Raw genomic sequence first — 24009 nt, 5'->3', positions numbered from 1 at the left:
TTCAGGCGGCGATGAGCCGGAATCCCGCGTCCCACTCCGGCCGGTCCAGCAGCTCCGCGTGCCCCGCTTGCCAGCGCCCGGACTCCAGGTCCGCCCGCAGCCGGGCGATTCCGCGGTCCACCGCGGCCGGGGACGTCTGGGCCAGCGCCGAGCACGATCGGCGGACCGCCGGGTCGAGGTAGGCCTCCGGGCGGCGCCAGTACGCCGGGAAGACTCCGTCGGTGAAGTCCCACGGCACCGGCAGTTCCGTCACCGAAGACGCCCCGAGGAACTCGGCGATCTCCGGCGCCGAGGGCCTCGATGCTTCCAGCGCGGCGACCTCCGGTACGTACTCCCGCACGAACCAGAAGTCGCTGTGCCGCTCGGTGTCGTAAGCGAGGACGACCTGCCGGGAAGCGACCCGGCGCAGCTCGGCGAGGCCCCGCCGCCAGTCGGGCCAGTGGTGCACGGTCAGCACCGCCAGCGCGGCGTCGAACGTGCCCGCCGCGAACGGCAGCGCCTCCGCGACCGCCCGCACGACCGGCGCGGCCCCCGCGGGGCGCTGCCGGATCATCTCCGCCGACGGCTCGACCGCGACCACCCGCCGGCCGGGCGGCTCGTAGGAACCCGTCCCCGAGCCGACGTCCAGCACGGAAGCCGCGGAACCCAGCGCGGAAAGCACCGGTGTGAGCCAGCGCGGGTCGGTCCGCCGCCCCAGTGCGTAGCCGACCCCGATCTTGTCGTAGCGCGCCATCAGCGCTCGGGCCCGTCGCCACCGTTCTGCTCGGCGAGGAACCGCTCGAACTGCGAGCCGAGCTCCTCCGCTGTCGGCATGTGCTCGACCGACTCCGCGAGCAGGCTGTCCCGGTCGGAGGCCTCGACGAACGTGTCGTACTGCCGCTCCAGGGCGCGGACGACGTCGGCGATCTCGTCGGACTCCGCGACCTGCCGGTTGATCTCGGCGTCGGCGAGGTCCGCGGCGGCGCGCAGCTCGCCCTCGGGCAGGCTCAGGCCGGTCGCCCGGCTCAGCGCGTCGAGGACGATCAGCGACGCGGCCGGGTACGTCGACTGCGCGAGGTAGTGCGGCACGTGCGCGGCGAAGCCCATGGCGTCGTGGCCCCACTCGCCGAGCCGGTACTCCAGCAGCGCGGCGAGGCTGCCCGGCACCTGCAGCCGGTTCGGCAGCGGCTGGTTGTCGCCGACGAGGTCCTTGCGGGTGGCGTGCGCGGTGACGCCGAGCGGGCGGGTGTGCGGCGCCCCCATCGGGATGCCGTGGAACCCGGCGGTCAGCCGGACGCCCCAGCGCTCGACGAGGTTCCGGACCGCCGCGCAGAACCGCTCCCAGTCGTGGTCCGGCTCCGGGCCGGACAGCAGCAGGAAGGGCGCGCCGTCGGTGTCGTGCAGCAGGTGCACGACCAGCTCGGGCGCGTCGTAGTCCTCCCAGTGGTCGACCGCGTAGGTCATCGTCGGCCGCCGCGAGCGGTAGTCGATGAGCCGGTCGACGTCGAAGCGGGCGACCACCCGGTGCTCGCCGCCCAGCAGGTGCTCGGCCAGCAGACGGCCCGCCGAGCCGGCGTCCATGAACCCTTCGAAGTGGTGCAGCAGCACCGCCCCGGTCAGGTCGGGGACGTCCGAGTCCACCTCGTACAGGTCGTCGGGATCGAGTCCCACCGGATCCTCCTGGTCGCTGATATGTCAATCCACCCAGCACAACACACGCGTGCGGGCATTCCATTCCTCCGACGGTGTCGCCGATCGTAACGCCACGCGATCGAGGCCGGACCGGATCGCCATCGTGACAAGTGTCGTGGGCACGCAAGGCACCGATCGGGCACGCTTGAACCGTGAACGCACACACCCCGAACACGGCGTTGCGGCTGCGGCCGCCGGCACACCGGGTCAGCCGCCGGGCCATCGGCTACTGGACGGTGACCGCGTCGATCCTCTGGATCATTCTGTTCGGCGTGCAGACGCTGATCGTGGTGACCAGCGACGATGCCCCGTCGTTCTTGACCGTGACGCTGGTGCTCTCCTGCGTGCTCGGCCCGCTGCACCTCATCGTGATGCCCCAGTGGCGCTACCGCGTGCACCGCTGGGAGGTCACCGGCGAGGCCGTCTACACGCAGGCCGGCTGGCTGAAGCAGGAGTGGCGGATCGCGCCGGTCTCGCGGATCCAGACCGTCGACATCGAGCGCGACCCGTTCGAGCAGCTGTTCGGCCTGGCGAAGATCACCGTGACGACGGCGTCCGCGGCGGGCCCGCTGCGCATCGCGGGCCTGGCGCACGACCGCGCGCTCGCGCTGGCCGACGAGCTGACGAAGACGACGCAGGCCGTGCGAGGGGACGCGACGTGAGCCCCGCCGACGCATTCCTTCCCGCGGAGGCGGCAGTGCCCTCTCCCGCGGAGGCGGCAGAGGGCACCACCCAAGCCGTGGAGGCGCCCGCCGAGGGCACGCCGGACGCGCCGTGGCGCCACCTCGACCGGCGCATGCTGCTCATCCGGCCGGTGCTGGACCTGGTGCGGTCCCTGCCGGTGCTGCTGGGCGCGCTGCTGTTCGGCCACGGCGAGCCGTGGCAGTGGATCGGCCTGGTCTTCACCGCGATCGCCGTGTTCACCGGCGTCTCGCACGTGCTGACCTCGCGCTACCGGATCACCGGGGCGCAGGTCGAGTGGCACACCGGGCTGCTGCTGCGCAAGCACCGGGCCATCCCGCGCGACCGGATCCGCACGGTCGACGTCACCTCCGAGCCGAAGCACCGGCTGTTCTCGCTGGCCGCCGCGCGGATCGGCACCGGGCGGCATTCGCACGGCAAGGGGCCGGGCAAGGACGAGCTCGTCCTCGACGCCGTCACCATCACCGAGGCCCAGCGGCTGCGGACGCTGCTGCTGCACCGGACGGTGGCGACGGAGGCCGCCGCCGCGCCGCCGGAGCAGGTGATCGCCGCGGTCGACAAGCGCTGGCTGCGGTACGCGCCGTTCACGCTGTCCGGGCTGGCGGTGGTGGGCGCGGCCGTCGGCACCGTCTACCACTTCGCGCACGAACTGCACTTCGACCCGATCCAGTTCTCCCTGGTCCAGACGGTCGTCGGGCACTTCGCCGACACCCCGGTGTGGCTGAGCCTGGTGCTGGCCGCCGCCGGGCTGCTGGTGCTCGTCTCGCTGCTGTCGATCGGCGGGTACGTGCTGTCGTTCTGGAACTTCCGGCTCACCCGCGAGCCCGCCGGCACGCTGCACATCCGGCGCGGGCTGATCACGACGCGGTCGGTGTCGATCGAGGAGGACCGCCTGCGGGGCGCCGAAATCCGCGAGCCGCTGCCGCTGCGGCTGGCCGGCGGCGCCCGCTGCGTCGCGATCGCCGGCGGCCTGCGCGAAGGCAAGGGCGCCGACAAGGGGGGCGGCCTGCTGCTGCCGCCCGCGCCGCTGGGGCGCGCGCACGAAGTCGTCGCCGAGGTGCTCGGCGAGGACCTCGCCGCGACGCCGCTGGTGCGGCACCCGCGCCGCGCGCTGTACCGGCGGCTTTCCCGGGCGGTCCTCGGCGTGCTGCTGCTCGCCGCGGCGCTCTACGGCCTGGCGTGGCTCGGCGCGCTGCCGGACTGGCCGTGGCAGGTCGCGCTCGTGCTGCTGCCGTTCGCCGCGCTCGTCGGCTGGGACCGCTACCGCGGCCTCGGCCACGCGCTCACCGGCCGCTACCTGGTGACGCGCTCGGGTTCGCTGGACCGCGGCACGGCCGCGGTCCGCTGCGAGGGGATGACCGGGATCGTCGTCGAGCGCTCGTACTTCCAGCGCCGGGCCGGTCTGGTCACGCTGGTCGCGCCGGTCGCCGCGGGCAAGGGCCGCTACCGCGTGCTCGACGTCGGCGAGGCCGACGGGCTGGCCCTCGCCGACCAGGCTCTTCCCGGCCTGCTGACGCCGTTCCTGAAGCGCGGGTGACGGTATTTTTCCCCACAGCGAAGTACTACAAGAAGAATCGAAACGACGCACACTGGTGGAATTTCCCATCCTGCGGTGAATACTGGCCTCCGATTCACGCAACGTGCTAATTTATTCACCCCGCGTGATAGCGATGTTTCGCCCACCGAGAGGTCATGATGACGCCTGCCGTCAGTGCCGCCAGTGCCGTTGACGGTTCCGCCTCCACCTCCACCTCCGCCTCCCCGCGCCGCACCCCCGGTGCCAGCAGTTCCCGCAAGGTCCTCCAGCTGCTGCTGGCCTTTTCGGAGCGCCGGTCGGAGGCCAGCGTCGCCGAGCTCGCCGCGACGATCGGCACCCCGGTGGCGACGACCTACCGCTACGTGGCCCTGCTCAAGGAGCTCCAGCTGCTCGAGGAGGGCCGGGCCGGGCACTACCACCTGACCAGCCAGGTGATGCCGCTGGCGCGGGCCGCGCAGCTGGCGAACGACGTGGTGCGGCTGGCGAGACCGGCGATGGAGGAAGCCGCGCGGGAACTCGGCGAGACGGTGATGCTGTTCCAGCAGTTCGGCGACTCCGCCGTGTGCGCGGACCGCGTCGAGTGCGACCGCGCCATGCGGTTCACGTTCGAGCCGGGGCATTCGCTGCCGCTCGGCGTCGGCGCGTCCGGCAAGATGCTGCTCGCGCTGCTGCCGGAGATCGAACGCGAACGGCGGTTGCCGTCGATCGTCGAACAGCGCGGCACCGCCGTGCGCGACGAGCTGAAGCGGGCGCTGGAAAACCGGTATTCGGTCAGCTCCGGCGAACTCGACGAAGGGGTCTGGGCCTGTTCGGTGCCGGTGCAGACGATCGGCAGGCGCCCCACGGTGCTGAGCATGGCCGGCCCGGCCGCCCGGATCTCCGAGGCGATGCGGGACACGGCGATCACCGCCCTGCGGGGCTACGCGATCCGCATCCAGCGGGCGATCGCGTCTTATTCGCTGTGAGAATCCCGGGCGGGCGCGTAGAACTGCCCGGGTGATCCGGCTCGCGCGCCCCGACGACCTGCCCGCGCTCGTCGACGTCGAACGCGAAGCAGGCAGCCTCTTCCGCGACGTCGACATGGCGGCGATCGCCGACGACGACCCCGGCTCGGTGGCCGCGCTGGCGGAGTACCAGTCCGCCGGCCGCGCGTGGGTGAGCGTCGACGCCGCCGACCGGCCGGTGGCGTACCTGATCGCGGAAGTCGTCGACGGCTGCGCGCACATCGAGCAGGTCTCGGTCCGGCCGTCCCACGCGCGGCGCGGGCTGGGCAGCGCGCTGATCGAGACGCTCGCCGGGTGGGCTTCTTCCCGCGGGCTGAGGGCGCTGACGCTGACGACGTTCGAAACCGTGCCGTGGAACGCGCCGTACTACGAACGGCTGCGGTTCCGGGTCGTCCCGGACGCGGAAATCGGCGACGGCCTGCGTTCGATCCGCCGCGCCGAGGCCGCTCGCGGCCTGGACGCCTGGCCGCGTGTGGCCATGATTCGCCCCCTCTGACCTGCGGTTTCTGCGGTTGCTCCCCTACTTGGGGGAGAGAGTGGCGCGCCCGGTCGAACATGTGTTCTACTGTGCCTGCCGGTCCCGGAGGGGGAAGCTCCGCGGGCCGGCCCACAAATTCGGGAGGTAGTCGTGGCGGTCAAGATCACCCACCTGACGAACGGCCAGCAGGTGCGGTTCGCCAACGCCGACGGTGCACGCCGATACGCCGAAATCATGGGCGGCGGCGTGGACAAGTGGCGCTTCACGGTCGTCCCCGAGGACCCGATGCTGCGAAAAATGTCGGACTCGGTCGTTAACGTGCCGGTATGGCGCATGACTTCCAGGTAGTGGTGGATTCGGCCGACCCGCACGTGCTCGCCGGCTGGTGGGCCGAGACGCTCGGCTGGTCCGTGGAACCGACGGACGAAGACTTCATCCGCGAGATGATCGCGAAGGGGTACGCCAAGGAGGAGGACACCCGGACCTACCGCGGTTCGCTGGTGTGGCGAGCGGGGGCGGGGATCCGCCACCCGGACTCGCCACCCGAGGGCCCACCGCGGCGGATCCTCTTCCAGGAGGTCCCAGAGGCGAAGACGGTGAAGAACCGGGTCCACGTCGATGTGTGGGTGGGTGCGGACAACGTCGAGGCGGAGATGGAGAAGCTGGCTTCGCGCGGGGCGACGTTCCTGCACCGGGGCCGGCAGGGGCCGCACAGCTGGGTGACGATGGCGGACCCGGAGGGCAACGAGTTCTGCATCTCTTGAGTGAGCGGTCCGCCGGGCTTCCGGGTTTCCGGCCCCCGGGCTTCCGGGGCCGGGGCCGGGCCGGGGCCGGGGCCGGGGCCGGGGCCGGGGCCGGGATGAGTGTGGACGGGCGGGGTCGGCGGTGGGCTGGGGGCCGCCGCCGACCCGCTAGGTGAGATCGGGACTCAATCACGCGAGTTCCGGCCCCAAGCACGCCAGTCCCGCGCCCGATCACGCGAGTTCCGGCTTCAATCACGCCAGTCCCGCGCCCAGCCACGCGAGTTCCGGCTTCAATCACGCCAGTCCCGCCCCCAGTCACGCGAGACCCGCCCCAGCCGCTCACCCACACGAACGTCGCGAATGACTCATTCGGGACCTCCGACGTCCCGAATGAGTCATTCGCGACCTCAGACCTGCGCCGCCAAGCGGTCCAGGGCCCTGGGCAACGCAGATGCCAGGAGGTCCAGCTCCGGCTCCTCCGCCACCAATGGCGGGGACACCGCGATGCCCTTGCCCAGGTTGCGCACGATGACGCCCTCGTCGCGGCAAGCGCGCTGCAGCTTCACCGGGGCTCCCGGGTCCGCCTCCAGCACCTCCGGTACCAGCTTCACCGCCGCCAGGAAACCCAGTCCCGCGCGGACCTCCGTCACCAGCTGGTGCCCGCTGACCCCCGATACCGCGTCGGCCAGGGGTTTCTCCAGCTCGCGGCCTCGGGGGATCAAGCCGTCGCGCTCGTAGATGTCCAAGGTCGCCAAGCCGGCCGCGCACGCCACCGGGTGGCCCGCGTACGTCGGTCCGTGGCGGAAGATCGGGGCTCCCGGTGCCCCCGTGAAGAACGGCTCGGCCACCCGCGGGGCCACCACCAGCGCGCCCAGCGGGATCGTTCCGCCCGTGATGCCCTTCGCCGTCGTGATCATATCCGGCTGCACCGGCCAGCGGTCGATGCCGAACCACGTTCCGAGCCGGCCCCACGCCGCGATCACGCAGTCCGCGACGAACAGCACCTCGTGACGGCGGCAGATCGCCGCCACCTCCTCGATGTACCCCTCCGGCGGCAGCAGCACTCCGCCCGCGCCGATCACCGGCTCGCAGAAGAACGCCGCCACCCGCGAAGCGCCGACACGCTGGATCTCGGCTTCGAGCGCCGCAGCACTGTCGTACGGGACGTGCGAAAACTCCGGCGGCTGCGGGCCGACGCCCGTCGCGTTCGCCGGGATGCCGCCGACCGCCGTGCCGAAACCGTGGGTTCCGTGGTAGCCCTGGGCGCGGCCGATCACGTGCACCTTCTCCGGCCGCCCGGTCTGGGCGAAGTACGCCCGCGCCAGCTTCACCGCCGTGTCGATGACGTCGCCGCCGCCCGAACCGAAGAACACCTTCGACCCCGGCTCGGGCGCCAGGGCGGCGACGCGGTCCGCCAGCTCGATCGCCGGCTGGTTCGCGTTGTAGCCGAACAGGTTCCACGAGTCGAGCGTCCCCAGCTGGCGGGAGACGGCTTCGGTGATCTCCGGACGTCCGTGGCCGAAGTTCGCGTACCAGAGCGACGCCGTCGCGTCGAAGTACCGGCGGCCCGCGTCGTCCCAGACGTACGAGCCGTCGCCGCGGGTGATGACCATCCGATCGCCGTCGACCGCGCCCATGTCGGCGAACGGGTGCCACAGGGCGTGCTGTGCTGCCATCGCTCCTCCTCTGTCCTGCCCCCATCCCTACCAGGACGAAGCAGCGAACGCGACCACTCCATCGTGCACAGTTCACCCGCGGAAACAGGCCGGTCAGTCCAGGAACTCCGCGATCTCCTCCGGCGAATACCCCAGCTCGGCCAGCACTTCCGCGGTGTGCTGCCCCAGCGTCGGCGGGGCGGACGTCGGCCGGGCCGGGGTGTCCGACGCCTTCACCGGGAAGCCCGTGCCCACGTACGTCCCCACCGTCGGGTGCGGCAGCCGCACCACCTGCTCGCGCGCGGCCGCCCACGGGTCCGCGTAGACGTCGTCGATCTCGTTGACCGGCGCCGCCGGGATGCCCGCCGCGTCGAACGCCGCCATCCACTCCGCCGCCGTGCGGGTCAGGAGCACCGGCTCCAGCAGCGCGTTGAGCTCGTCGCGGTGCGCGGCGCGCACCGCGTTCGACAAAAACCGCGGATCGGCGGCGATGTCCAGGCCGAGCACCCCGCAGAACGCGTGCCACAGCTTCTCGCTGCCGACCGCGATGACGAGCCAGCCGCCGTCGACGTGGTAACCCTGGTACGGAACGATGCTCGGGTGCGCCGAGCCCATCCGGCGCGGTCGCGGGGTGTCGTAGAAGTGCGCGCCCGCGGCGTAGACGTGCCAGGCCAGCTGACTGTCCAAAAGGGACACGTCGAGGTACTGGCCGCGGCCGGTCGTGTGCCGGGCCTGCAACGCCATCAGCACGCCGATGATCGCCCACGTCCCGGCGTTCAGGTCCGCCACCGGCAGCCCGACCTTCGCCGGCGCGCCGCCGGGCTCGCCGGTCAGCGACATCACGCCGCCGAGGGCTTGGGCCACCAGGTCGTACCCGGCGCGGTCGCGGTACGGGCCGGTCTGCCCGAACCCGGTGATCGACACGTGGATCAGCCGGGGGTTGAGCGCGGCCAGCGCGTCGTACCCGATGCCCCACTTCTCGAGCGTCCCCGGCCGGAAGTTCTCGACCAGCACGTCGGCGTCCGCGACCAGCCGGCGGAGGGCGTCCCGCCCGCGATCGCTCTTCAGGTCGAGCACGATCCCGCGCTTGTTCCGGTTGGCGGCCAGGTAGTAGACGGCCTCGTCGCCGACGAACGGCGGCCCCCAGCCCCGGGTGTCGTCGCCGTGCCCCGGCGGCTCGACCTTCACCACGTCCGCGCCCATTTCGCCGAGGTACTGGGTGCAGTACGGCCCGGCGAGGATGCGGGAGAGGTCGACGACCTTGATCCCGTCCAGCGGGCGGACAGCAGGGGGCATCGACGGCTCCTCGTCTCACTCGGCGTCCGGTCCCCTTTTCTACCCGGGTCCCCGCCGGCCTCGGCAGATCACCCACCGCCCGCCGCCTCCGGCCACCCGTCCGGAGTCGGCATTTCTCCCCTCGTGCCCGGTTCGTCCCCCCGCGCACCCTGGAGATCTTGTCCGCAGTTCCGGGGAGGGAACCATGCGACGGTCCGGGGTCCTGCTGCTCACGCTCCTCACCTTCGGGACGGCGGTCGCGGCACCCGCGGTCGCCGGCGAGCCCGGCATCGCCACGACCCCGCCCATGGGCATCTCGTGGTCCCGCGGCTGGAACCAGTGCCCGCGCATCGACGACGCCAAGGTCCGCGCGGCGGTCGACATGCTGGTGACCAGCGGCCTGAAGGACGCGGGCTACCGCTACGTCAACATCGCCGGGTGCTGGGCGGCGAAGACGCGCGCCGCGGACGGCAAGCTGCAACCGGACCCCGCCAAGTACCCGGACCTGCCGGGGCTCATCGCGTACGTGCACGCCAACGGGCTGGAGTTCGGGCTGCACAGCGGCACCGGCGCGCTCGTCTGCGGCAGCGCGATACCCGGCTCCCGCGACCACGAGGTCCTGGACGCGCAAACGTTCGCGGCCTGGGGCGTCGACTACCTCGAGTACGACACGTGCGGTGGCCAGACCGGCGTCGCGGCGGCGGTCGAGAAGATGAGCGACGCGCTCAAGGCCACCGGACGGCCGATCACGCTCGCCATGGTCGACACCTTCTCGGCCGGCTACCGCCAGTGGGAGTGGGCGCCCGGCGCGGGGGCGCACACGTGGCAGCTCACCAGCGACCTCCCCGAGCCGTTCGCGGCCGTGATGACCGAAGTCGACAAGCAGATTCCGCTCGCCGGGCACACCGGCCCCGGCGGCTGGAGCGACCCCGGGTACCTCAACTTCAGCTTCCTCGACCTGCCGGTGCGGCGAGCGGAGTTCTCGTTGTGGGCGCTGCTGAACGCGCCGCTGCTGCCGAACGAGTCGTTCCCGCTGGACACGCTGGCCAACCGCGACGTGATCGCGGTCGACCAGGACTGGTCCGGCACGCCGGGGCGCAAGGTCCGCGACTTCTCCGACGGCGAGGTCTGGGCGAAGCCGATGTCCGACGGCTCGGTCGCCGTGCTGCTGCTCAACCGCGGCTCGGTCGCCCGGACGATCCCGTTCGCCCTGGCGGAGTCCGGCGTCGCGGCGGCGCCGGCCTACCGCGTCCGCAACCTGTGGACCGGCGCCGAATCGACCAGCACCGGCACGCTGCGCGCGTCCGTGTCCGCGCTGTCCGGGGTGTTCCTGCGTGCGTGGCCGGGCCGGCCCGCTCCCGCCGAACCGCTGGTGACGCTGGGTGTCGAACTCCCCGAAGGTTTCCTGGCCGGCCAGGAAGTGCCCGGCACCGTGACGCTGACCAACGACGGTGACACCCCGATCACCGGCGCGCGGTACACGATCACCGTGCCGTCCGGGTGGGAACTGGACGGGCCCGCGCAGGTGGACGTCCCGCGGGTCTCACCGGGCAGCACGGTGACGCACGAGCTCACGCTGCGGCCGGCCGCGGCACCGGCCGCGAAGGTGCTCGTCGGGGTGAGCGGCGGCTACACGAGCGAATTCGGTTTCCGTACCGCGGCGGGCTCGGCCGAGTCGCCGCTGGTGACCGCGCCGTCGCCCGGCACGACCTACCTCTCGACGCGGCCGTGGCTGTACTCGGAGAACGGGCTCGGCCCGGTGGAACGCGGCAGCGTGGCCAACGGGCGGGCGATGGCGATCGGCGGCGCCGGGTACCAGCCGAACAGCGGGATCGGCGTGCACGCGCCTTCGGTGATCCGCCTGTACCTCGGCGGGGCCTGCAAGTCGTTCACCACCCAGTACGGCGTCGACGACGTCTCGGGCCCGCAGGCGACGGTGGCGTTCCGCGTGCTGGGCGACGGCAAGGAGCTGTTCGCGACCGGGCCCGTCCAGCGCGGCACCAAGCCGCAGAAGGTGACGATCCCGGTCACGGGCGTGCAGCAGCTGGCCATCGCGGCCGACGACGGCTCGGCGGAGGAGTACGCCGACTCCGGTCGCGCCGAACGTCAGCTGCTGAGGGCGCCCTCGAGGAGCACGACGGCCTGGGCGGTCCGCTGGTAGAGCACGTACCGCCCGTCCCGGGCCTTGCTGACGAGCCCGGCGCGGTGCAGGGCGCTCAAGTGGTAGGAGACGGTGCCCGGGCTGTACCCGGTCCGGGCGGCGAGCTCCGCGGTCGACCGCGCGGTCTCGAGGTCGGTGAGCAGCGCCGCCCGGGCGGCGCCGACCACGGGCGCGAGCCGGCCCGGCTGCCGGTCGGCGGCGGTGCCGACCCCGTGAGCGGGGTAGCAGAGGACGACCTGGCCCGGGACGTCGATCTGGATGCTGGTGCCGGGCCAGCTGAGCACGCCGGGGGCGAGGACCAGCTCGCGGCCGGAGACGTCGGCCTCACCGTCGAACGGCTTGACGACGGTGATGGCGTCGCCGGCCCAGCCGATGGTCGGGTGCAGACCGGCGAGCACCCCGCCGACGCCGTGGCGGGCGATGGTCTTCGCGCGGTGGGTGATGTCCCGGTCCAGGACCGCGTGCAGCCCGGCCCAGTCCTCGGCCAGCGCCTCCCGCCAGAACCGGGCGAGACCGTTGGCCAGCCGCCGCGGCATCGACCCCGCCTCCACGCTCCGCCGGACCGGCACCGGCAGCGGTCTGGTCCAGTGGACCTGCGTGTAGTCGAGCACCTGCGTTTCGACGTCGTCCTGCGTGGTCGCCTCGATCCGCGCGATCTGCTCGTCGAGCAGGTCCTGGTGCCGGGTGGCCGTGCTCGGCTGCGGGGTGAGCAGGTCCGGGGTGTAGACCTCGCCGGGGCGCGGCAGCAGGTCCAGGAGCAGGGCGACGTCCGGGTGGGCGAGCGCCCCGCGGGCGAGCGGACCGGGGTCGCCGAACACCGGGTGCCTGCCCGAGCTCGCGGCGAGTTTCAGCCAGGCGAGGGACTCTGCCGCGAGTGACGGGGAAAACCGTGTCCTGGCCACCGTCTCGGCGTCGACCCGCAGCGTGAACACGCACCGAAGGTAGCAGCGGGAGCCGCGGATTTGAACCGGCTCGAATCCTTTCCGGTCCGGGCCGGCCCCGGGGTTGAGTGGGGTGGTGCTCCCCCGACGTGCGACCGCGATCGCTGCCGCGGCCGCCGTGCTGCTCGCCTCGGCACCGGCCGCCACGGCTCGCGCCGCCGGCCCACCCGCCGCCGGCTACAGCGCGTGTTCCGTCTTCCGCACGATCGTCCGGTACGGCTGGTCGGCCGGCGCCGACGGCAGGTACCGCCCCACCACCTATCACAAGGTGTACGCGTTCAGCGTGGTGTTCCCGGTGTCCCGGTTCCCCGCGGCGCCGGCGTACTGAGCTCCAGCAGCCGGGTTTCGGCGTCACGCAGGTAGCGGTCCAACGCGGCCTCCGCCGCGTCGAACCGGCCGCGGCGCAGATCGCGCAGGATCTTGTCGTGGCAGTCCAGGAACGGCTCGTAGAACTCGCGCGTGTTCTCGTTGAGCACGAAGAACAGCCGCGTTTCGGCGAGCACCTGGCGCATCGTCGCGGACAGGCGCTCACTGCCCGCCAGGTCCGCGAGAGCCTGGTGGAAGTGGATGCTGGCGGTGCCGACCGACCGCCAGTCCTCGGCCCGCGCCGCCGCCCGGCCGTCGTGCAGCGCCTGCTCCAGCACCGAAAGATCCACCGTGGACAGCTCGGCCGCGCGGCGCAGGGCCCCGCATTCGGTGGCGCGGCGCACGACGTAGAGGTCCTCGATGTCCTCCGTCGTCAGCACGCGCACGAACACGCCGCGGTTCAGCTCGTGCACGGCCAGCCGTTCGTGGGCGAGCAGCTGGAACGATTCGCGCAGTGTGTTGCGCGAGACGCCGAGCGCCGAGCTGATCACCGGCTCGGACAGCCGTTCACCGGGGGCGAAGACGCCGTCGGTGATGTACTGCCGCAGGATCGCGGCGACCCGCTCGGCCGTGCCGCTGCGCTCGAGCAGGTGCCGCGCGCTCTCCAGCCCCGAGGCATCGACGGTCACGGTGCTACCTGACGCCGAGTTCGAAATCGAGGCTGTAGCGGTTCCCCGGCATCGCGCCCGCGGCCTTCGCGCCGTCGATCGGCAGCACGACGCCGTTGATGAACCGCGACTCGTCGCCGGCCAGGAACACCACGGCCTTCGCGACCTCCCAGGCCTCGCCGACGCGGGCCGCGGGGGTGCTCGCGACCAGCTGGTGCTGCTTGGTCTCGAATTCCTCGGGCGACGCCAGGGTGCTGCGGAGCATGTCGGTGTCGATCGCGCCCGGGTTCACCGTGTTGGCCCGGATGCCCTGGTGCGCGTGGGCGACGGCGATGGACTTCGTCAGCCCGACCAGCGCGTGTTTGGTGGCGTTGTACACCGGGTCGCCGGGGCGGCCCATCACGCCGCCGTTCGACGACGTCGTGATGATGCTGCCGGCCTTTCGTTCAATCATGTGCGGCAGCACGGCGCGGGTGCCGAGGAAGGCGGCCCGCACGTTGAGCGCGAAGATGTGGTCGAAGTCGGCCAGCGTCGTGTCCACGAGGGACTTCCCGAGGTGGATGCCGACGTTGTTGAACAGCACGTCGATGCGGCCGGCCTCGGCGATCACCCCGTCGACGAACGCCGCCACGGCGGCTTCGTCGGTGGCGTCCACTATGGAATGGCGGTACCCGTCGATGGCTTCCGCGGGCTCGCGGATGTCGGCAGCGAAGACCGTCGCGCCCTCGGCGAGGAACTCCTTCACCGTGGCGAGGCCGATGCCCCGCGCGCCGCCGAAGACCACCGCAACCTTGCCGGCCAACCGATCCATGCTCACTGCCCCGCTCTCAGTCGTGCTGTCTGCTCTTCGTCCACCGCGTAGTCCCCGGGCAGCCGGACGAGCGCGTCCGGCTCCCCCAGGTAGCGCACTTCGACGCCGTACACCTCGCGCGCCGCGGCCGCCGAGACGTAACCGTCGACGACGTCGGCGAGCACCGCCGCCACCGGCCGTTCGAACGGCGGCCCGTACCCGCCGCCGCCGGGCAGCGTGACGTCCACAACGGACTCCACGGCCAGGGGCACCCGGCTCTTCGCGGGCAGGTCCGCCCCGCCGCGCAGGCCGAAGCGACCGGGCGCGCCGGCGAGCCCGCCGTCCACTCCGGGCGCCGCGGCCCGCACCCGGTCCACGTTCCCGTTGACGCTCCAGGAAGTCACGCCGAGTGCGCCCATCGTGGTCACCTGTCCGAGTCCGCCGCGGAACCGGCCCGCGCCGCCGGAGTCGGCCCGCAGCGCCCGAGCGTGCTGGACCAGCGGCGCCATGGTCTCGATCACCTCGGTCGGTGTCGAGCGCAGGCCGCTCGGGAACCCGGTGGTGCTCAGGCCGTCCTTGTCCGAGCGTGCGCCCGTGCCGCCGGTCTGGAAGACGTTGAGCATGAACCCCGGCCCGCGCCAGATGGTCATCCACAGCGCGTCCGCGCTAGGCGCGATCGCCGTGCCGGGCAGCGCGCCGATCAGCAGCGACGGCAGGAAGTGCCCGATCAGGTGCCGGGAGGCCACCGGCGCCGGTGGCAGGCAGTTCAGCACCGAACCCTCGGGCGCGGTGACGTGTACCGGCCGGAACGACCCGGCGTTGTGCGGTACCTCCGGCGCGATCGCCGCCTTGACCGCGAAGGACGCGTACGCCCGCGTGTAGTTGAGGACGACGTTGATCCCGCGACGGCTCTGCGGCGACGAAGCCGCGAAGTCGAGGTGGATCTCGTCACCGTCCACAGTGGCCGCGACCCGCAGGACGATCTCTTCGTCCTCGAAGCCGTCGGTGGCGATCTTGTTGGTGTACGTCCCGTCCGGGAGTTCCCGCAGCGCGTCGCGCAACGCCCGTTCCGAGCGGTCCATGATCTCGGCGGCGACCTCGTCCAGCGTCTCGAGGCCGAGTTCGTCCAGCAGCCGCAGCAGGCTCGCCGCGCCGACCTCGTTGCCGGTGACCTGCGCGTACAGGTCGCCGATGGTCTCTTCCGGCGTCCGGACGTTCGCCCGGATCAGCCGCTCGAGGTCGGCGTTGACCTCGCCCGCGCGCAGGAACTTGAGGATCGGCAGCCGCAGGCCTTCCTCGAAGACCTCGTGGGCCTCGGCGGACACCAGCCGGCCGCCGATGTCGGGTGCGTGGCAGCAGGAGGCGAACCAGGCGACCAGCCGTCCGTGCCGGAACACCGGCGTCGCCACCGTGATGTCGTTGATCTGCCCGGCGGTCTGCCACGGGTCGTTGGTGAGCAGCACGTCGCCGGGTTCGAGGGTCTCCGGCGGGTACTGCGCGACGAAGTGGTGCATGCCGGTCGCCATCGCGTTGATGTGCCCCGGCGTGCCGCCGACGGACTGGCCGATCATCTCGCCGCGCGAGTCGAACACCGCGCACGCCAGGTCGAGCGATTCCCGCACCACCGCGGAGAAGGCCGTGTTGACCAGCGCGTTCTGCTGCTCGGCGAGGATCGAGTGCAGCCGGTTGCCGAACAGCCCGGCCAGGACGGGCCCGACGCTCACACCGTCACCTCCAGCGCGGCATCGGCCCTGACCACGCAGTGCGCGCCCGGCGGGATGACCACAGTGGACTCGCGTTCCGCCACGATGGCCGGTCCCTCGATCCGCGTCCCCGCCTCCAGCCGGTACCGGTCGAACACGGCCGTGTCGGCAAATCCACCCGCCGCCGGGAAGTAGGCCCGCCGGGTGCCCTGGTGGGCCTTCCCCGGAGTGTTCGACGAGGCCGGCCGCAAGGTCACCGCCGGCTTGGGGCCGCTCGAGACGACCCGCCAGTTCAGCACCTCGACGCCGACGTCCGGTCCGGTCCGCCGGTAGAGCGCGCGGTAGGTGCGGGTGAACTCGCCGATCAGGGTGTCCGGCCAGCGGCCGCCGGAGACCGGGACGCGGATTTCGTAACCCTGTCCGGCGTACCGCATCTCGGCGATCCGGCGGTGCGTGACCTCGTCCACCCCGGACTTGGCGAGCAGCGCCGCGCCCTCGGCCTCCATCTCGGCGAACAGCGCGTCGACCTGCTCCCACGCCAGGTCGTGGACGGCCGCGCGGGCCGACCGCACGAAGTCGAACGCCGGCGGCGCGGTGAGGAACCCGGCCGCGCTCAGCACGCCGGCGGCCGGTGGTGCGACGACCGACGGCGCCCCGAGCGCCCGCGCGACACCGGCGCCGTGCACCGGGCCGGCGCCGCCGAAGGTGTACATCGGCAGCTTCGCCGGGTCGTGGCCGCGCTCGACGGCGTGCACCCGGGCGGCGTTGGCCATGTCGTCGTTGACGCTGGTGTGGATGCCCCACGCGGCCTCTTCGACGCTCACGCCCAGCGGCGAGGCGATCCGCGCCCGGATCGCGTTCCGCGCGGCCTCGACGTCCAGGCGCATCTCGCCGCCGAGGAAGTAACCGGGGTCGAGGTAGCCGAGCACCAGATCGGCGTCGGTCACCGTGGGTTCGGTGCCGCCGCGGCCGTAGCAGGCCGGGCCGGGTTCGGACCCGGCCGAATCGGGTCCGACGCCGAGCAGGCCGAGGGCGTCGATCCGGGCGATCGAGCCGCCGCCGACGCCGATCTCGATCATGTCGGTGACCGGCACCCGCACCGGCAGGCCGGACCCGGGCAGCAGCCGGTACTTGCGGTCGACTTCGAACTCGTGCGTCACCAGGGGTGCACCGCCGGCGATCAGGCACAGCTTCGCCGTGGTGCCGCCCATGTCGAAGGCCAGCAGGTCCGCCGGCCCCAATGACGCAGCGGCTCTCGCCCCGCCCGCCGGGCCGGACTCGAGGATCCGGATCGGGTACTTCGCCGCCGTGTCCACAGTGGCCAGACCGCCGTTGGACAGCATGACGTGCGGTGCCCGGGAGATCCCCAGCCGGTGCAGCCGCTGTTCGAGGTCGCGCAGGTACCGCTCGGTGAGGTCCTGGACGTAGACGTTGGCGACCGTGGTCGACGCCCGCTCGAACTCGCGGATCTCGGGGACGACGTCGGAGGACAACGCGACCCGCATGCCGGGCGCGACCTCGGCGAGGATCTCCCCGGTCCGGCGCTCGTGCGAGGGGTTGGTGAACGCGTGCAGGAAGCAGACCGCGACGGCTTCGATCCCGCGTCCGGCCAGTTCACGGCCGAGCCGGGCGACGTGCTCCTCGTCGAGTGCGGTGTGGACGGACCCGTCGGCGAGGACCCGTTCGGGGACGTCGAACCGCAGGTGCCTCGGCACCAGGGGCGCGGGGAGCTCGAGGTGCAGGTCGTAGAGCTCGTACCGGTGCTCGCGGCGCATCTCCAGGACGTCGCGGAAGCCGGCGGTCGCCAGCAGCGCGGTCCGCGAGCCCGTGCGTTCGATCAGGGCGTTCGTGACCAGCGTCGTCCCGTGCACCACCTGCTCGACGGCCCCGAGGTCCGGCAGCAGCGCGGCCAGGCCCTCCTCGACCGCCCGGGCCGGCTCGCCGGGTGTGGTCAGGACCTTGCCGACGGCGACGATCCCGGTCTCGTCCACGGCGCAGAGATCGGTGAACGTCCCGCCGATGTCGACGCCGATCCTCATGTCCGGTACCACCGCGGCGAGGTGTTGAGCGGCGGCTTCAGCTTGGCCTTCACCACCAGCACGTTCGGCTCGTCCGACTCGACGAACTCGCCGAGCAGCCGCCGGAACGCCCGCCCGAAGCCGGAGACGCGGTCGGCGTGCACCCCGAACGACCGGGCCAGTCCGACGAAGTCCGGGCTGTCCCAGTCGACCCCTCGGCGCGGCAGGCCCTCGCGGTCCTGGTCGTAGCGCAGCATCCCGTACCCGCCGTCGTCGACCACCACGACCGTGACCGGCAGCTGCTCCTGCGCGAGCGTCGCCAGATCGCCGCAGCCGTAGAGGAAACCGCCGTCACCGGTGATGCAGACCGCGCGTCCGGTGCCGGCCGCCGCCGCGCCGAGCGAGGCCGGGAAGCCGTAGCCGAGCGTGCCCCAGCCCATCGGGTAGGCGAGCTTGCGCGGCGCCCGCACCCGGTGGAAGCCGCCGACCCAGTAGCCGGCGACGCACATGTCGGACACGAGCACCGCGTCCGTCGGCAGCACCTCGTCCAAAGTGGACAGGAAGTCGTAGGCCTGCGGTTCCTCGTCCCGGATCCGCTGGCGCACGCGCCGGCCGATGCCGGCCAGCCGCAGGGTGATGTCGTCGAGCCCGGCCCGCTGCTTCGGCAGCAGCCGCTCGACGATCGAGCGCGCGTCCCCGACGAGCGTGAGGTCGGGCCGGTAGTTCTTGGCGGCGTCGTCGGCGTCGACGTTGATCGCGATCAGCTTGGGCGGCTTGGGCATCCGCCAGTTCTGCGTCATCAGGCCGTCGAAGTCGGTGCCGATGGCGAGCACGACGTCGGCTTCGTCCCACAGTTCGCCGACCTCCGGCGTGTGCACCGGGTTCGGCGCCAGGCACGGGTGGTCGAGCGGGAGCAGCCCGCGCGCAGCGAACGTGGTGATCACCGGGGCGGCGATCTTCTCCGCGAGGGCACCGATCGCGTCGCCGGCCCCCGAGCGCAGCGCGCCACCACCGGCCCAGATCAGCGGGTGCCGCGCGTCGGACAGCATCGCCTCGGCCCGGGCGAGGTCGGGGACGTCGACGTCGGGCTTGCGGTGCGGTGCGGGCGGGCGGCGGTGCGGGACGCTTTCGCGCAGGTAGTCGGTCGGCACGCCGAGGTAGACCGGGCCGCTCTGCGGCTGCAGCGCGAGCCGGGCGGCGCGGTGCACGGTGGTGCCGATCTGGTCGGCGGCCCGCACGGTGAAGCCGCCCTTGGTCACCGGCGCGAACATCGCCTGCTGGTCGGAAGTCTCGTGCAGCGCACCGCGGACTACGCCCGGCCGCCGCAGCGTCGAGGGGATGTCGGTGGCGATGACCAGCACCGGAGCCGCGGACGCCATGGCCTCGCCGACCGCGCCGAGGGTGTTCGCCGCGCCCGGGCCGGTGGTGACCAGCGCGACGCCGAGCTTGCCGGTGGCGCGGGCGTAGCCGTCGGCGGCGTACCCGGCGGTCTGTTCGTGGCGGACCCCGACGAGCTTGATGCCGGTCTCGCCGAGCGCTTCCCACAACGGCAGGTTGTGCACCCCCGGGAGCCCGAAGACGATCTCCGTTCCGAGCGCTTCCAGCGCGTCCACCAGCTCCCGAGCACCACTCACAGCCACGGCCCGGATACTGCCAGATCGTTGAACGATCTGGCAATCAGCCCCCCGGTGTCCGGACCGGCGTGGGACCACCACGACCGCAAGACGCTTTCCCGGCGATCCGGTTGCGGCCGTTCGGCCATCGGCGGCAAGGACGTTTCCGCTGCGCCGCGGGCGGTCATCCTCGCAGAGTAGAACGTGATCCACCGGCGGCCGCCGAGCGCGTAGAGTCGGCGTGCCGAGCTCGGAAGGTGATGTCCCATGGCGATGATGCCCGTGACCGATTCGATGTTCCTCCTCGTCGAAACGCGCGAGCATCCGATGCACGTGGGCGGTCTGCAGCTGTTCAAGAAACCCGACGGCGCCGGCCCGGAGTACCTGCGCGACATCCGCACTTCGCTGCTGGAGTCGGACAACATGCGCTCGGTGTTCCGCCGCCGCCCGGCCCGGCCGGTGACCACGATGGGGCACGTGGCCTGGGCGACCGACGTCGATCTCGAGCTCGACTACCACTTCCGGCATTCGGCGCTGCCGGGGCCGGGCCGCGTCCGCGAGCTGCTGGAGCTGACCAGCCGCTGGCACAGCACCCTGCTCGACCGGCACCGGCCGCTCTGGGAGACCCACCTCATCGAGGGCCTCGACGACGGCCGGTTCGCCGTCTACACCAAGGTGCACCACGCGCTGATGGACGGCGTCTCGGCGCTGCGCCAGCTGCAGGGCACGCTGTCGGACGATCCCGCGGACACGGATTGCCCGCCGTGGTGGGGCAGCCGGCGCGAGCCCCGCGAAGAACGCGCGAAGCGCCCGCGGTCGTTCCTGCAGACCGCGAGCAAGACGGCCAACCAGCTGGCGAGCCTGGCGCCGGCCGCGATGAAGGTGGCGCGGGAGGCGTTCGGCGAACACACCCTGACGCTGCCGGGACAGGCGCCGAAGACGATGTTCAACGTGACGATCGGCGGCGCACGGCGGTTCGCGGCGCAGAAGTGGCCGCTGGATCGCGTCCGGCAGGTGGCGACCGCGGCCGGGGTGTCGCGCAACGACGTCGTGCTCGCGATGTGCTCTGGTGCGCTGCGGGACTACCTCATCGAACAGCGCGCGCTGCCGGACGCGCCGCTCATCGCGATGGTGCCGGTGTCGCTGCGCCGCCAGAACGACCCCGGCGAAGCGGCGGGCAACAACATCGGCGCGCTGCTGTGCAACCTGGCCACCGACCTGCCGGACGCGGGCAAGCGGCTCGTCACGATCCACCAGTCGATGCGCAATGGCAAGCGGCTGTTTTCCGAGCTGACGCCGTTGCAGACGCTGCTGCTGTCGGCGGTGAACGTCGCGCAGCTCGGCGCCTCCCCGATCCCGGGCGTCGTCAAGAACACGCGGCCGCCGTTCAACGTGGTGATCTCGAACGTGCCCGGCCCCCGCAAGCAGATGTACTGGAACGGCGCCCAGCTCGACGGCATCTACCCGGCGTCGGTGCTGCTCGACGGCCAGGCCGTGAACATCACGCTGACCAGCAACGGCGACCACCTCGACTTCGGCATCACCGGCTGCCGCCGGAGCGTCCCGCACCTGCAGCGGATCCTGACACACCTCGACACAGCCTTGGTGGAACTCGAAGCTGCGGTAAGGTAGCCCGCTCACCGGCACGCTGGCTCCCCCATCGGAAGGAAACTTTCCGAAAGCGGGGCGAAAATGCTGGTCAGGCGGCTCTTACCGCTCCTAGGGTGGCGGCGATCAACCCCGGAGAAGAGGAGCAGGGCATGACCGAGGAGTGGACGACGCCGGACTTCGTCGAGTACGAAACCCCGATGGAGGTCACCGCCTACGCGGCCCGCATGGCGGACTGACGGATGCCGGTCGAGCCACTGCCGGAAAGCGCATTCATCAACGAGCTGCGCGGTCTTTCCGGCCGGTACTGGGGCACGCACCCGTTCCACCGCCGGCTGCACGCGGGCGAGCTCGACGAGCGCGCGCTGCGGATCTGGGCGGCGAACCGCTGGTACTACCAGTGCGTGCTGCCGCAGAAGGACGCGGCGATCATCAGCAACTGCCCGCTGCCGGAGATCCGCCGCCAGTGGCTCGACCGGATCGTCTACCACGACGGCGTGAGCGCCGGTACCGGCGGGATCGAACGCTGGCTGCGGCTCTGCACGGCGGTCGGCCTGGATCGGGAAGAGGTGCTCGACGAACGGCACGTCGCGCCCGGCGTCCGGTTCGCGGTGGACGCCTACGTGACCTTCGCGCGGACGAAGCCGTGGTGGGAGGCCGTCGCGTCGGGGCTGACCGAGATGTTCGCCGGGCACCTGATGCAGCAGCGCGTGGCGGACATGCTCGCGAACTACTCGTGGATCGCCCGCGAAGACCTCGCCTACTTCACCAACCGGATCGACAAGGTCGCCGGCGAAGGCAAGGACACCCTCGACATCGTGGTCCGCCACTGCGGCACGCGCGAACAGCAGGACCGCGCGATCGCCGCGCTGGCGTTCAAGTGCGACGTGCTGTGGTCGATGCTCGACGCGGTCGAACGGGCGGCCGCGTGATCACCGCCGAGTCCGTCCCGCAGCTGCGCCGCGGCGTGCGGCTGTCCTTCGACCACGTCCGGGAGACGCACGTACTGCTGTTCCCCGAAGGCGTCCTGGTGCCGAACACCACCGCGGCCGCGGTGCTCGAGCTCTGCGACGGCACCCGGTCCGTCACCGAAATCACGGCGGCGCTTTCCCGGCGCTACTCCGGCGTGGTGGCGCAGGACGTCCTCACCGTGCTGTCCCGGCTGGGCGAACGGCGGGTCGTCGCATGGACGTGACCCCGCCGCTCGGCATGCTGGCCGAGCTGACCCACCGCTGTCCGCTCCACTGTCCTTATTGCTCCAACCCGGTGGAACTGACCGCCCGGGACGCCGAACTGTCCACTGCGGACTGGCTCTCGGTGCTGTCCCAGGCCCGGGAACTGGGCGTGCTGCAGGTGCACATGTCCGGCGGGGAGCCCTTGCTCCGGCGGGACCTGCCCGCACTGGTCGCGCACGCGAGCGGGCTCGGCTGCTACGTCAACCTCGTCACGTCCGGGCTCGGCCTGACCGGGGAGCGGCTGGACGACCTCGTCGAGCGCGGGCTGGCGCACGTCCAGCTGTCCGCGCAGGGCGCGACCCGGGAGCGGGCCGATCCGCTGGCCGGCACGAAGGCCCACGACCGGAAGCTCGCCGCGGCCGCGCTGGTGAAGGCGGCCGGGCTGCCGCTGTCGCTGAACGTCGTGCTGCACCGGCGCAACCACGACCAGCTGGCCGGGATCATCGAGCTCGCCGAGCGGATGGGCGCGGACCGGCTGGAGCTGGCGAACACGCAGTACTACGGCTGGGCGCTGCGCAACCGGGACGCGCTGATGCCGACTCCCGCGCAGCTCGCCGCGGCCGAGCCGGTGGTGCGCGCGGCCGTCGCCCGCCTGCGGGGCACGATGGAGATCGTCTACGTCGTCGCCGACTACCACGAGCCGTACCCGAAGCCGTGCATGTACGGGTGGGGTGCGCGGCAGCTGACCGTGGCGCCGGACGGGACCGTGCTGCCGTGCCCGGCGGCGTCGGCGATTTCGACGCTTTCGCTTTCTACCGTGCGGGACACGCCGCTGGCCGACATCTGGTACCACTCCTCGTCGTTCAACGCCTACCGCGGCGAGGAGTGGATGGCCGAGCCGTGCCGCACGTGCGACCGCCGCGAACTCGACTTCGGCGGCTGCCGCTGCCAGGCGTTCCTGCTCACCGGCGACGCCGCGGCCACCGACCCGGTGTGCTCGCGGTCGCCTGAACGCGGCGTGGTCGATTTGATCCTGTCCCGCCCGCCGGTGCCCGACCTGGTCATGCGCCGGTGAAGGTGATCCTGCTCGGCACCGCGGCGGGCGGCGGGTGTCCACAGTGGAACTGCGCCTGCCGGCTGTGCACATCCGAGCTGGCGCCGCGCTCGCAGGACTGCGTCGCGATCAGCGCGGACGGCGCCGGCTGGTACCTGCTGAACTGCTCGCCGGACATCCGGTCGCAGATCCTCGGGACGCCGGAGTTGCGGGCCGGGCCGGGGCCGCGCGAGATCCCGCTGCGCGGGGTGCTGCTGACCGACGCCGAACTCGACCACTCGCTGGGTCTGCTGATGTTGCGCGAGTCGGGCGGGCTCCCGGTGTGGGCCCCACCGGCGGTGCTGTCCGCGCTGTCGCCGTTCCGCGCCATCGTGGACGGCTACGGCGGCTGGACGTGGTCGTCCGATGTGGACATCCCCGGCCTGCGCGTCGACGTGCTGCCGGTGAGCGACAAGCGCCCGAAGTACGCCGCGGCTTCCGACGGCCCCTGGGTGGTCGCGTACCGGATCTCGGACCCGGCGACGGGCGGGGTGCTGGTGTACGCGCCGTGCCTGCGGAGCTGGCCTGCGGGGCTCGACGAGTTCGTCGCGGACGCTTCCCTGGTGTTGCTGGACGGGACGTTCCACGCGCCGGACGAGATGGCCGGGGTGGGCGGGCCGGACCAGCTCGCGATGGGCCACCTGCCGATCACGGCGAGCCTGCCGCGGATCGCCGGGCGGCACTGGGCGTTCACGCACCTCAACAACACGAACCCGGTGCTCGACCCCGCATCGCCGGAACACGCGGCGGTGCTGGCCGCGGGCGCTTCGCTGCCTCCGGATGGCGCCCGGTTCTCGCTGTGAACCTGTTGTGTCCCGCAATGCTGGGTCTCTAGTGCTCGAGAAGCGTGCGCCGGACTCTTTGACAG

General features: G+C 72.2%; 24 protein-coding genes. 14 read left to right on the top strand and 10 right to left on the bottom strand.

Annotation, left to right across the window (positions count from 1 at the left end):
- Nucleotide 1: 1 nt before the first annotated feature.
- Together Q5425_RS14205 and Q5425_RS14200 are read right to left on the bottom strand one after the other, a co-directional pair.
- Complete coding sequence (locus Q5425_RS14205) at nt 2-733, bottom strand: class I SAM-dependent methyltransferase (protein ID WP_308672667.1); 732 nt, start codon at nt 731-733, stop codon at nt 2-4.
- Complete coding sequence (locus Q5425_RS14200; protein ID WP_308672666.1) at nt 733-1650, bottom strand: PAC2 family protein; 918 nt, start codon at nt 1648-1650, stop codon at nt 733-735. The genes Q5425_RS14205 and Q5425_RS14200 overlap by 1 nt, the downstream gene beginning before the upstream one ends.
- A gap of 173 nt (nt 1651-1823) precedes the next feature.
- Here Q5425_RS14200 and Q5425_RS14195 point away from each other — a divergent pair, with 173 nt between their 5' ends.
- The 6 genes from Q5425_RS14195 (at nt 1824) to Q5425_RS14170 (ending at nt 6156) form a co-directional block, all read left to right on the top strand.
- Nucleotides 1824-2333: a PH domain-containing protein gene (locus Q5425_RS14195; protein WP_308672665.1), complete on the top strand. Its 510-nt coding sequence runs from the start codon at nt 1824-1826 to the stop codon at nt 2331-2333.
- Nucleotides 2334-2467: 134 nt separating this feature from the next.
- Complete coding sequence (locus Q5425_RS14190) at nt 2468-3910, top strand: PH domain-containing protein (RefSeq protein WP_308672876.1); 1443 nt, start codon at nt 2468-2470, stop codon at nt 3908-3910.
- A 158-nt stretch (nt 3911-4068) separates the two neighbouring features.
- Entirely contained in the window at nt 4069-4875 is an 807-nt protein-coding gene (locus tag Q5425_RS14185) for an IclR family transcriptional regulator (RefSeq protein ID WP_308672875.1), read from the top strand.
- 31 nt (nt 4876-4906) lie between these two features.
- The gene (locus Q5425_RS14180; protein ID WP_308672664.1) at nt 4907-5410 is read left to right on the top strand and encodes a GNAT family N-acetyltransferase; all 504 of its coding nucleotides are present in this window, start codon (nt 4907-4909) and stop codon (nt 5408-5410) included.
- Nucleotides 5411-5542: 132 nt separating this feature from the next.
- On the top strand, nt 5543-5740 hold the full coding sequence (locus Q5425_RS14175) for a hypothetical protein (protein ID WP_004561810.1): 198 nt from the start codon (nt 5543-5545) through the stop codon (nt 5738-5740).
- Nucleotides 5740-6156: a VOC family protein gene (locus tag Q5425_RS14170; RefSeq protein WP_308672874.1), complete on the top strand. Its 417-nt coding sequence runs from the start codon at nt 5740-5742 to the stop codon at nt 6154-6156. Before Q5425_RS14175 ends, Q5425_RS14170 begins: the two co-directional genes overlap by 1 nt.
- A gap of 386 nt (nt 6157-6542) precedes the next feature.
- On the opposite strand, the gene Q5425_RS14165 is transcribed toward Q5425_RS14170, so the two are convergent.
- Both Q5425_RS14165 and Q5425_RS14160 read right to left on the bottom strand, forming a co-directional pair.
- The gene (locus Q5425_RS14165) at nt 6543-7811 is read right to left on the bottom strand and encodes an aspartate aminotransferase family protein (protein WP_308672663.1); all 1269 of its coding nucleotides are present in this window, start codon (nt 7809-7811) and stop codon (nt 6543-6545) included.
- 93 nt (nt 7812-7904) lie between these two features.
- On the bottom strand, nt 7905-9086 hold the full coding sequence (locus Q5425_RS14160; RefSeq protein WP_308672662.1) for a CoA transferase: 1182 nt from the start codon (nt 9084-9086) through the stop codon (nt 7905-7907).
- 184 nt (nt 9087-9270) lie between these two features.
- Between Q5425_RS14160 and Q5425_RS14155 the strand changes: the two genes are divergently transcribed.
- Complete coding sequence (locus tag Q5425_RS14155; protein WP_308672661.1) at nt 9271-11226, top strand: NPCBM/NEW2 domain-containing protein; 1956 nt, start codon at nt 9271-9273, stop codon at nt 11224-11226.
- Here the strand turns inward: Q5425_RS14155 and Q5425_RS14150 are convergent.
- A complete protein-coding gene (locus Q5425_RS14150; protein WP_308672660.1) occupies nt 11172-12158 on the bottom strand; it encodes an ArsR family transcriptional regulator in 987 nt (328 codons plus the stop codon). The genes Q5425_RS14155 and Q5425_RS14150 overlap by 55 nt on opposite strands.
- A gap of 85 nt (nt 12159-12243) precedes the next feature.
- Between Q5425_RS14150 and Q5425_RS14145 the strand changes: the two genes are divergently transcribed.
- On the top strand, nt 12244-12495 hold the full coding sequence (locus tag Q5425_RS14145; protein WP_308672659.1) for a hypothetical protein: 252 nt from the start codon (nt 12244-12246) through the stop codon (nt 12493-12495).
- Here the strand turns inward: Q5425_RS14145 and Q5425_RS14140 are convergent.
- The 5 genes from Q5425_RS14140 to Q5425_RS14120 are packed head-to-tail and all read right to left on the bottom strand — an operon-like array spanning nt 12446 to nt 19292.
- Nucleotides 12446-13162, bottom strand: coding sequence for a GntR family transcriptional regulator (locus Q5425_RS14140; RefSeq protein WP_308672658.1), 717 nt, complete (start codon nt 13160-13162; stop codon nt 12446-12448). The two genes, Q5425_RS14145 and Q5425_RS14140, sit on opposite strands and share 50 nt — an antisense overlap.
- Nucleotides 13163-13166: 4 nt before the next feature.
- On the bottom strand, nt 13167-13952 hold the full coding sequence (locus tag Q5425_RS14135) for an SDR family oxidoreductase (protein WP_308672657.1): 786 nt from the start codon (nt 13950-13952) through the stop codon (nt 13167-13169).
- Between the two features lie 2 nt (nt 13953-13954).
- Nucleotides 13955-15655 (bottom strand): hydantoinase B/oxoprolinase family protein, encoded by a 1701-nt coding sequence (locus Q5425_RS14130; RefSeq protein ID WP_308672656.1) that lies wholly within the window; start codon nt 15653-15655, stop codon nt 13955-13957.
- Entirely contained in the window at nt 15652-17673 is a 2022-nt protein-coding gene (locus tag Q5425_RS14125) for a hydantoinase/oxoprolinase family protein (RefSeq protein ID WP_308672655.1), read from the bottom strand. The genes Q5425_RS14130 and Q5425_RS14125 overlap by 4 nt, the downstream gene beginning before the upstream one ends.
- A complete protein-coding gene (locus Q5425_RS14120; RefSeq protein WP_308672654.1) occupies nt 17670-19292 on the bottom strand; it encodes a thiamine pyrophosphate-binding protein in 1623 nt (540 codons plus the stop codon). Before Q5425_RS14120 ends, Q5425_RS14125 begins: the two co-directional genes overlap by 4 nt.
- Nucleotides 19293-19532: 240 nt before the next feature.
- Between Q5425_RS14120 and Q5425_RS14115 the strand changes: the two genes are divergently transcribed.
- The 6 genes from Q5425_RS14115 (at nt 19533) to pqqB (ending at nt 23944) form a co-directional block, all read left to right on the top strand.
- Nucleotides 19533-20897, top strand: coding sequence for a wax ester/triacylglycerol synthase family O-acyltransferase (locus Q5425_RS14115; RefSeq protein ID WP_308672653.1), 1365 nt, complete (start codon nt 19533-19535; stop codon nt 20895-20897).
- Between the two features lie 128 nt (nt 20898-21025).
- Nucleotides 21026-21112, top strand: coding sequence for a pyrroloquinoline quinone precursor peptide PqqA (gene pqqA, locus Q5425_RS14110; RefSeq protein WP_043776987.1), 87 nt, complete (start codon nt 21026-21028; stop codon nt 21110-21112).
- Between the two features lie 3 nt (nt 21113-21115).
- A complete protein-coding gene (gene pqqC, locus Q5425_RS14105; protein WP_308672652.1) occupies nt 21116-21805 on the top strand; it encodes a pyrroloquinoline-quinone synthase PqqC in 690 nt (229 codons plus the stop codon).
- Nucleotides 21802-22068 carry a pyrroloquinoline quinone biosynthesis peptide chaperone PqqD gene (gene pqqD / locus Q5425_RS14100; protein WP_308672651.1) on the top strand — a complete coding sequence of 89 codons (267 nt, stop codon included), beginning with the start codon at nt 21802-21804 and terminating at the stop codon, nt 22066-22068. The genes pqqC and pqqD overlap by 4 nt, the downstream gene beginning before the upstream one ends.
- Nucleotides 22059-23123 (top strand): pyrroloquinoline quinone biosynthesis protein PqqE, encoded by a 1065-nt coding sequence (gene pqqE / locus Q5425_RS14095; RefSeq protein ID WP_308672650.1) that lies wholly within the window; start codon nt 22059-22061, stop codon nt 23121-23123. The genes pqqD and pqqE overlap by 10 nt, the downstream gene beginning before the upstream one ends.
- Nucleotides 23120-23944 carry a pyrroloquinoline quinone biosynthesis protein PqqB gene (gene pqqB, locus Q5425_RS14090; protein WP_308672649.1) on the top strand — a complete coding sequence of 275 codons (825 nt, stop codon included), beginning with the start codon at nt 23120-23122 and terminating at the stop codon, nt 23942-23944. Before pqqE ends, pqqB begins: the two co-directional genes overlap by 4 nt.
- Nucleotides 23945-24009: the final 65 nt, after the last annotated feature.

The sequence above is a fragment of the Amycolatopsis sp. A133 genome (assembly GCF_031082405.1).
In the GTDB taxonomy this organism is placed as follows: Bacteria; Actinomycetota; Actinomycetes; order Mycobacteriales; family Pseudonocardiaceae; genus Amycolatopsis.
This window is presented reverse-complemented; position numbering and strand designations above follow the sequence as displayed.

What these genes read in the sequence shown, in the direction of transcription:
- Q5425_RS14205 (WP_308672667.1), bottom strand. Translation starts at nt 733, where the DNA reads ATGGCGCGCTACGACAAGATCGGGGTCGGCTACGCACTGGGGCGGCGG.
- Q5425_RS14190 (WP_308672876.1), top strand. Translation starts at nt 2,468, where the DNA reads ATGCTGCTCATCCGGCCGGTGCTGGACCTGGTGCGGTCCCTGCCGGTG.
- Q5425_RS14185 (WP_308672875.1), top strand. Translation starts at nt 4,069, where the DNA reads ATGACGCCTGCCGTCAGTGCCGCCAGTGCCGTTGACGGTTCCGCCTCC.
- Q5425_RS14165 (WP_308672663.1), bottom strand. Translation starts at nt 7,811, where the DNA reads ATGGCAGCACAGCACGCCCTGTGGCACCCGTTCGCCGACATGGGCGCG.
- Q5425_RS14160 (WP_308672662.1), bottom strand. Translation starts at nt 9,086, where the DNA reads ATGCCCCCTGCTGTCCGCCCGCTGGACGGGATCAAGGTCGTCGACCTC.
- Q5425_RS14155 (WP_308672661.1), top strand. Translation starts at nt 9,271, where the DNA reads ATGCGACGGTCCGGGGTCCTGCTGCTCACGCTCCTCACCTTCGGGACG.
- Q5425_RS14135 (WP_308672657.1), bottom strand. Translation starts at nt 13,952, where the DNA reads ATGGATCGGTTGGCCGGCAAGGTTGCGGTGGTCTTCGGCGGCGCGCGG.
- Q5425_RS14125 (WP_308672655.1), bottom strand. Translation starts at nt 17,673, where the DNA reads ATGAGGATCGGCGTCGACATCGGCGGGACGTTCACCGATCTCTGCGCC.
- Q5425_RS14115 (WP_308672653.1), top strand. Translation starts at nt 19,533, where the DNA reads ATGGCGATGATGCCCGTGACCGATTCGATGTTCCTCCTCGTCGAAACG.
- pqqA (WP_043776987.1), top strand. Translation starts at nt 21,026, where the DNA reads ATGACCGAGGAGTGGACGACGCCGGACTTCGTCGAGTACGAAACCCCG.
- pqqC (WP_308672652.1), top strand. Translation starts at nt 21,116, where the DNA reads ATGCCGGTCGAGCCACTGCCGGAAAGCGCATTCATCAACGAGCTGCGC.
- pqqE (WP_308672650.1), top strand. Translation starts at nt 22,059, where the DNA reads ATGGACGTGACCCCGCCGCTCGGCATGCTGGCCGAGCTGACCCACCGC.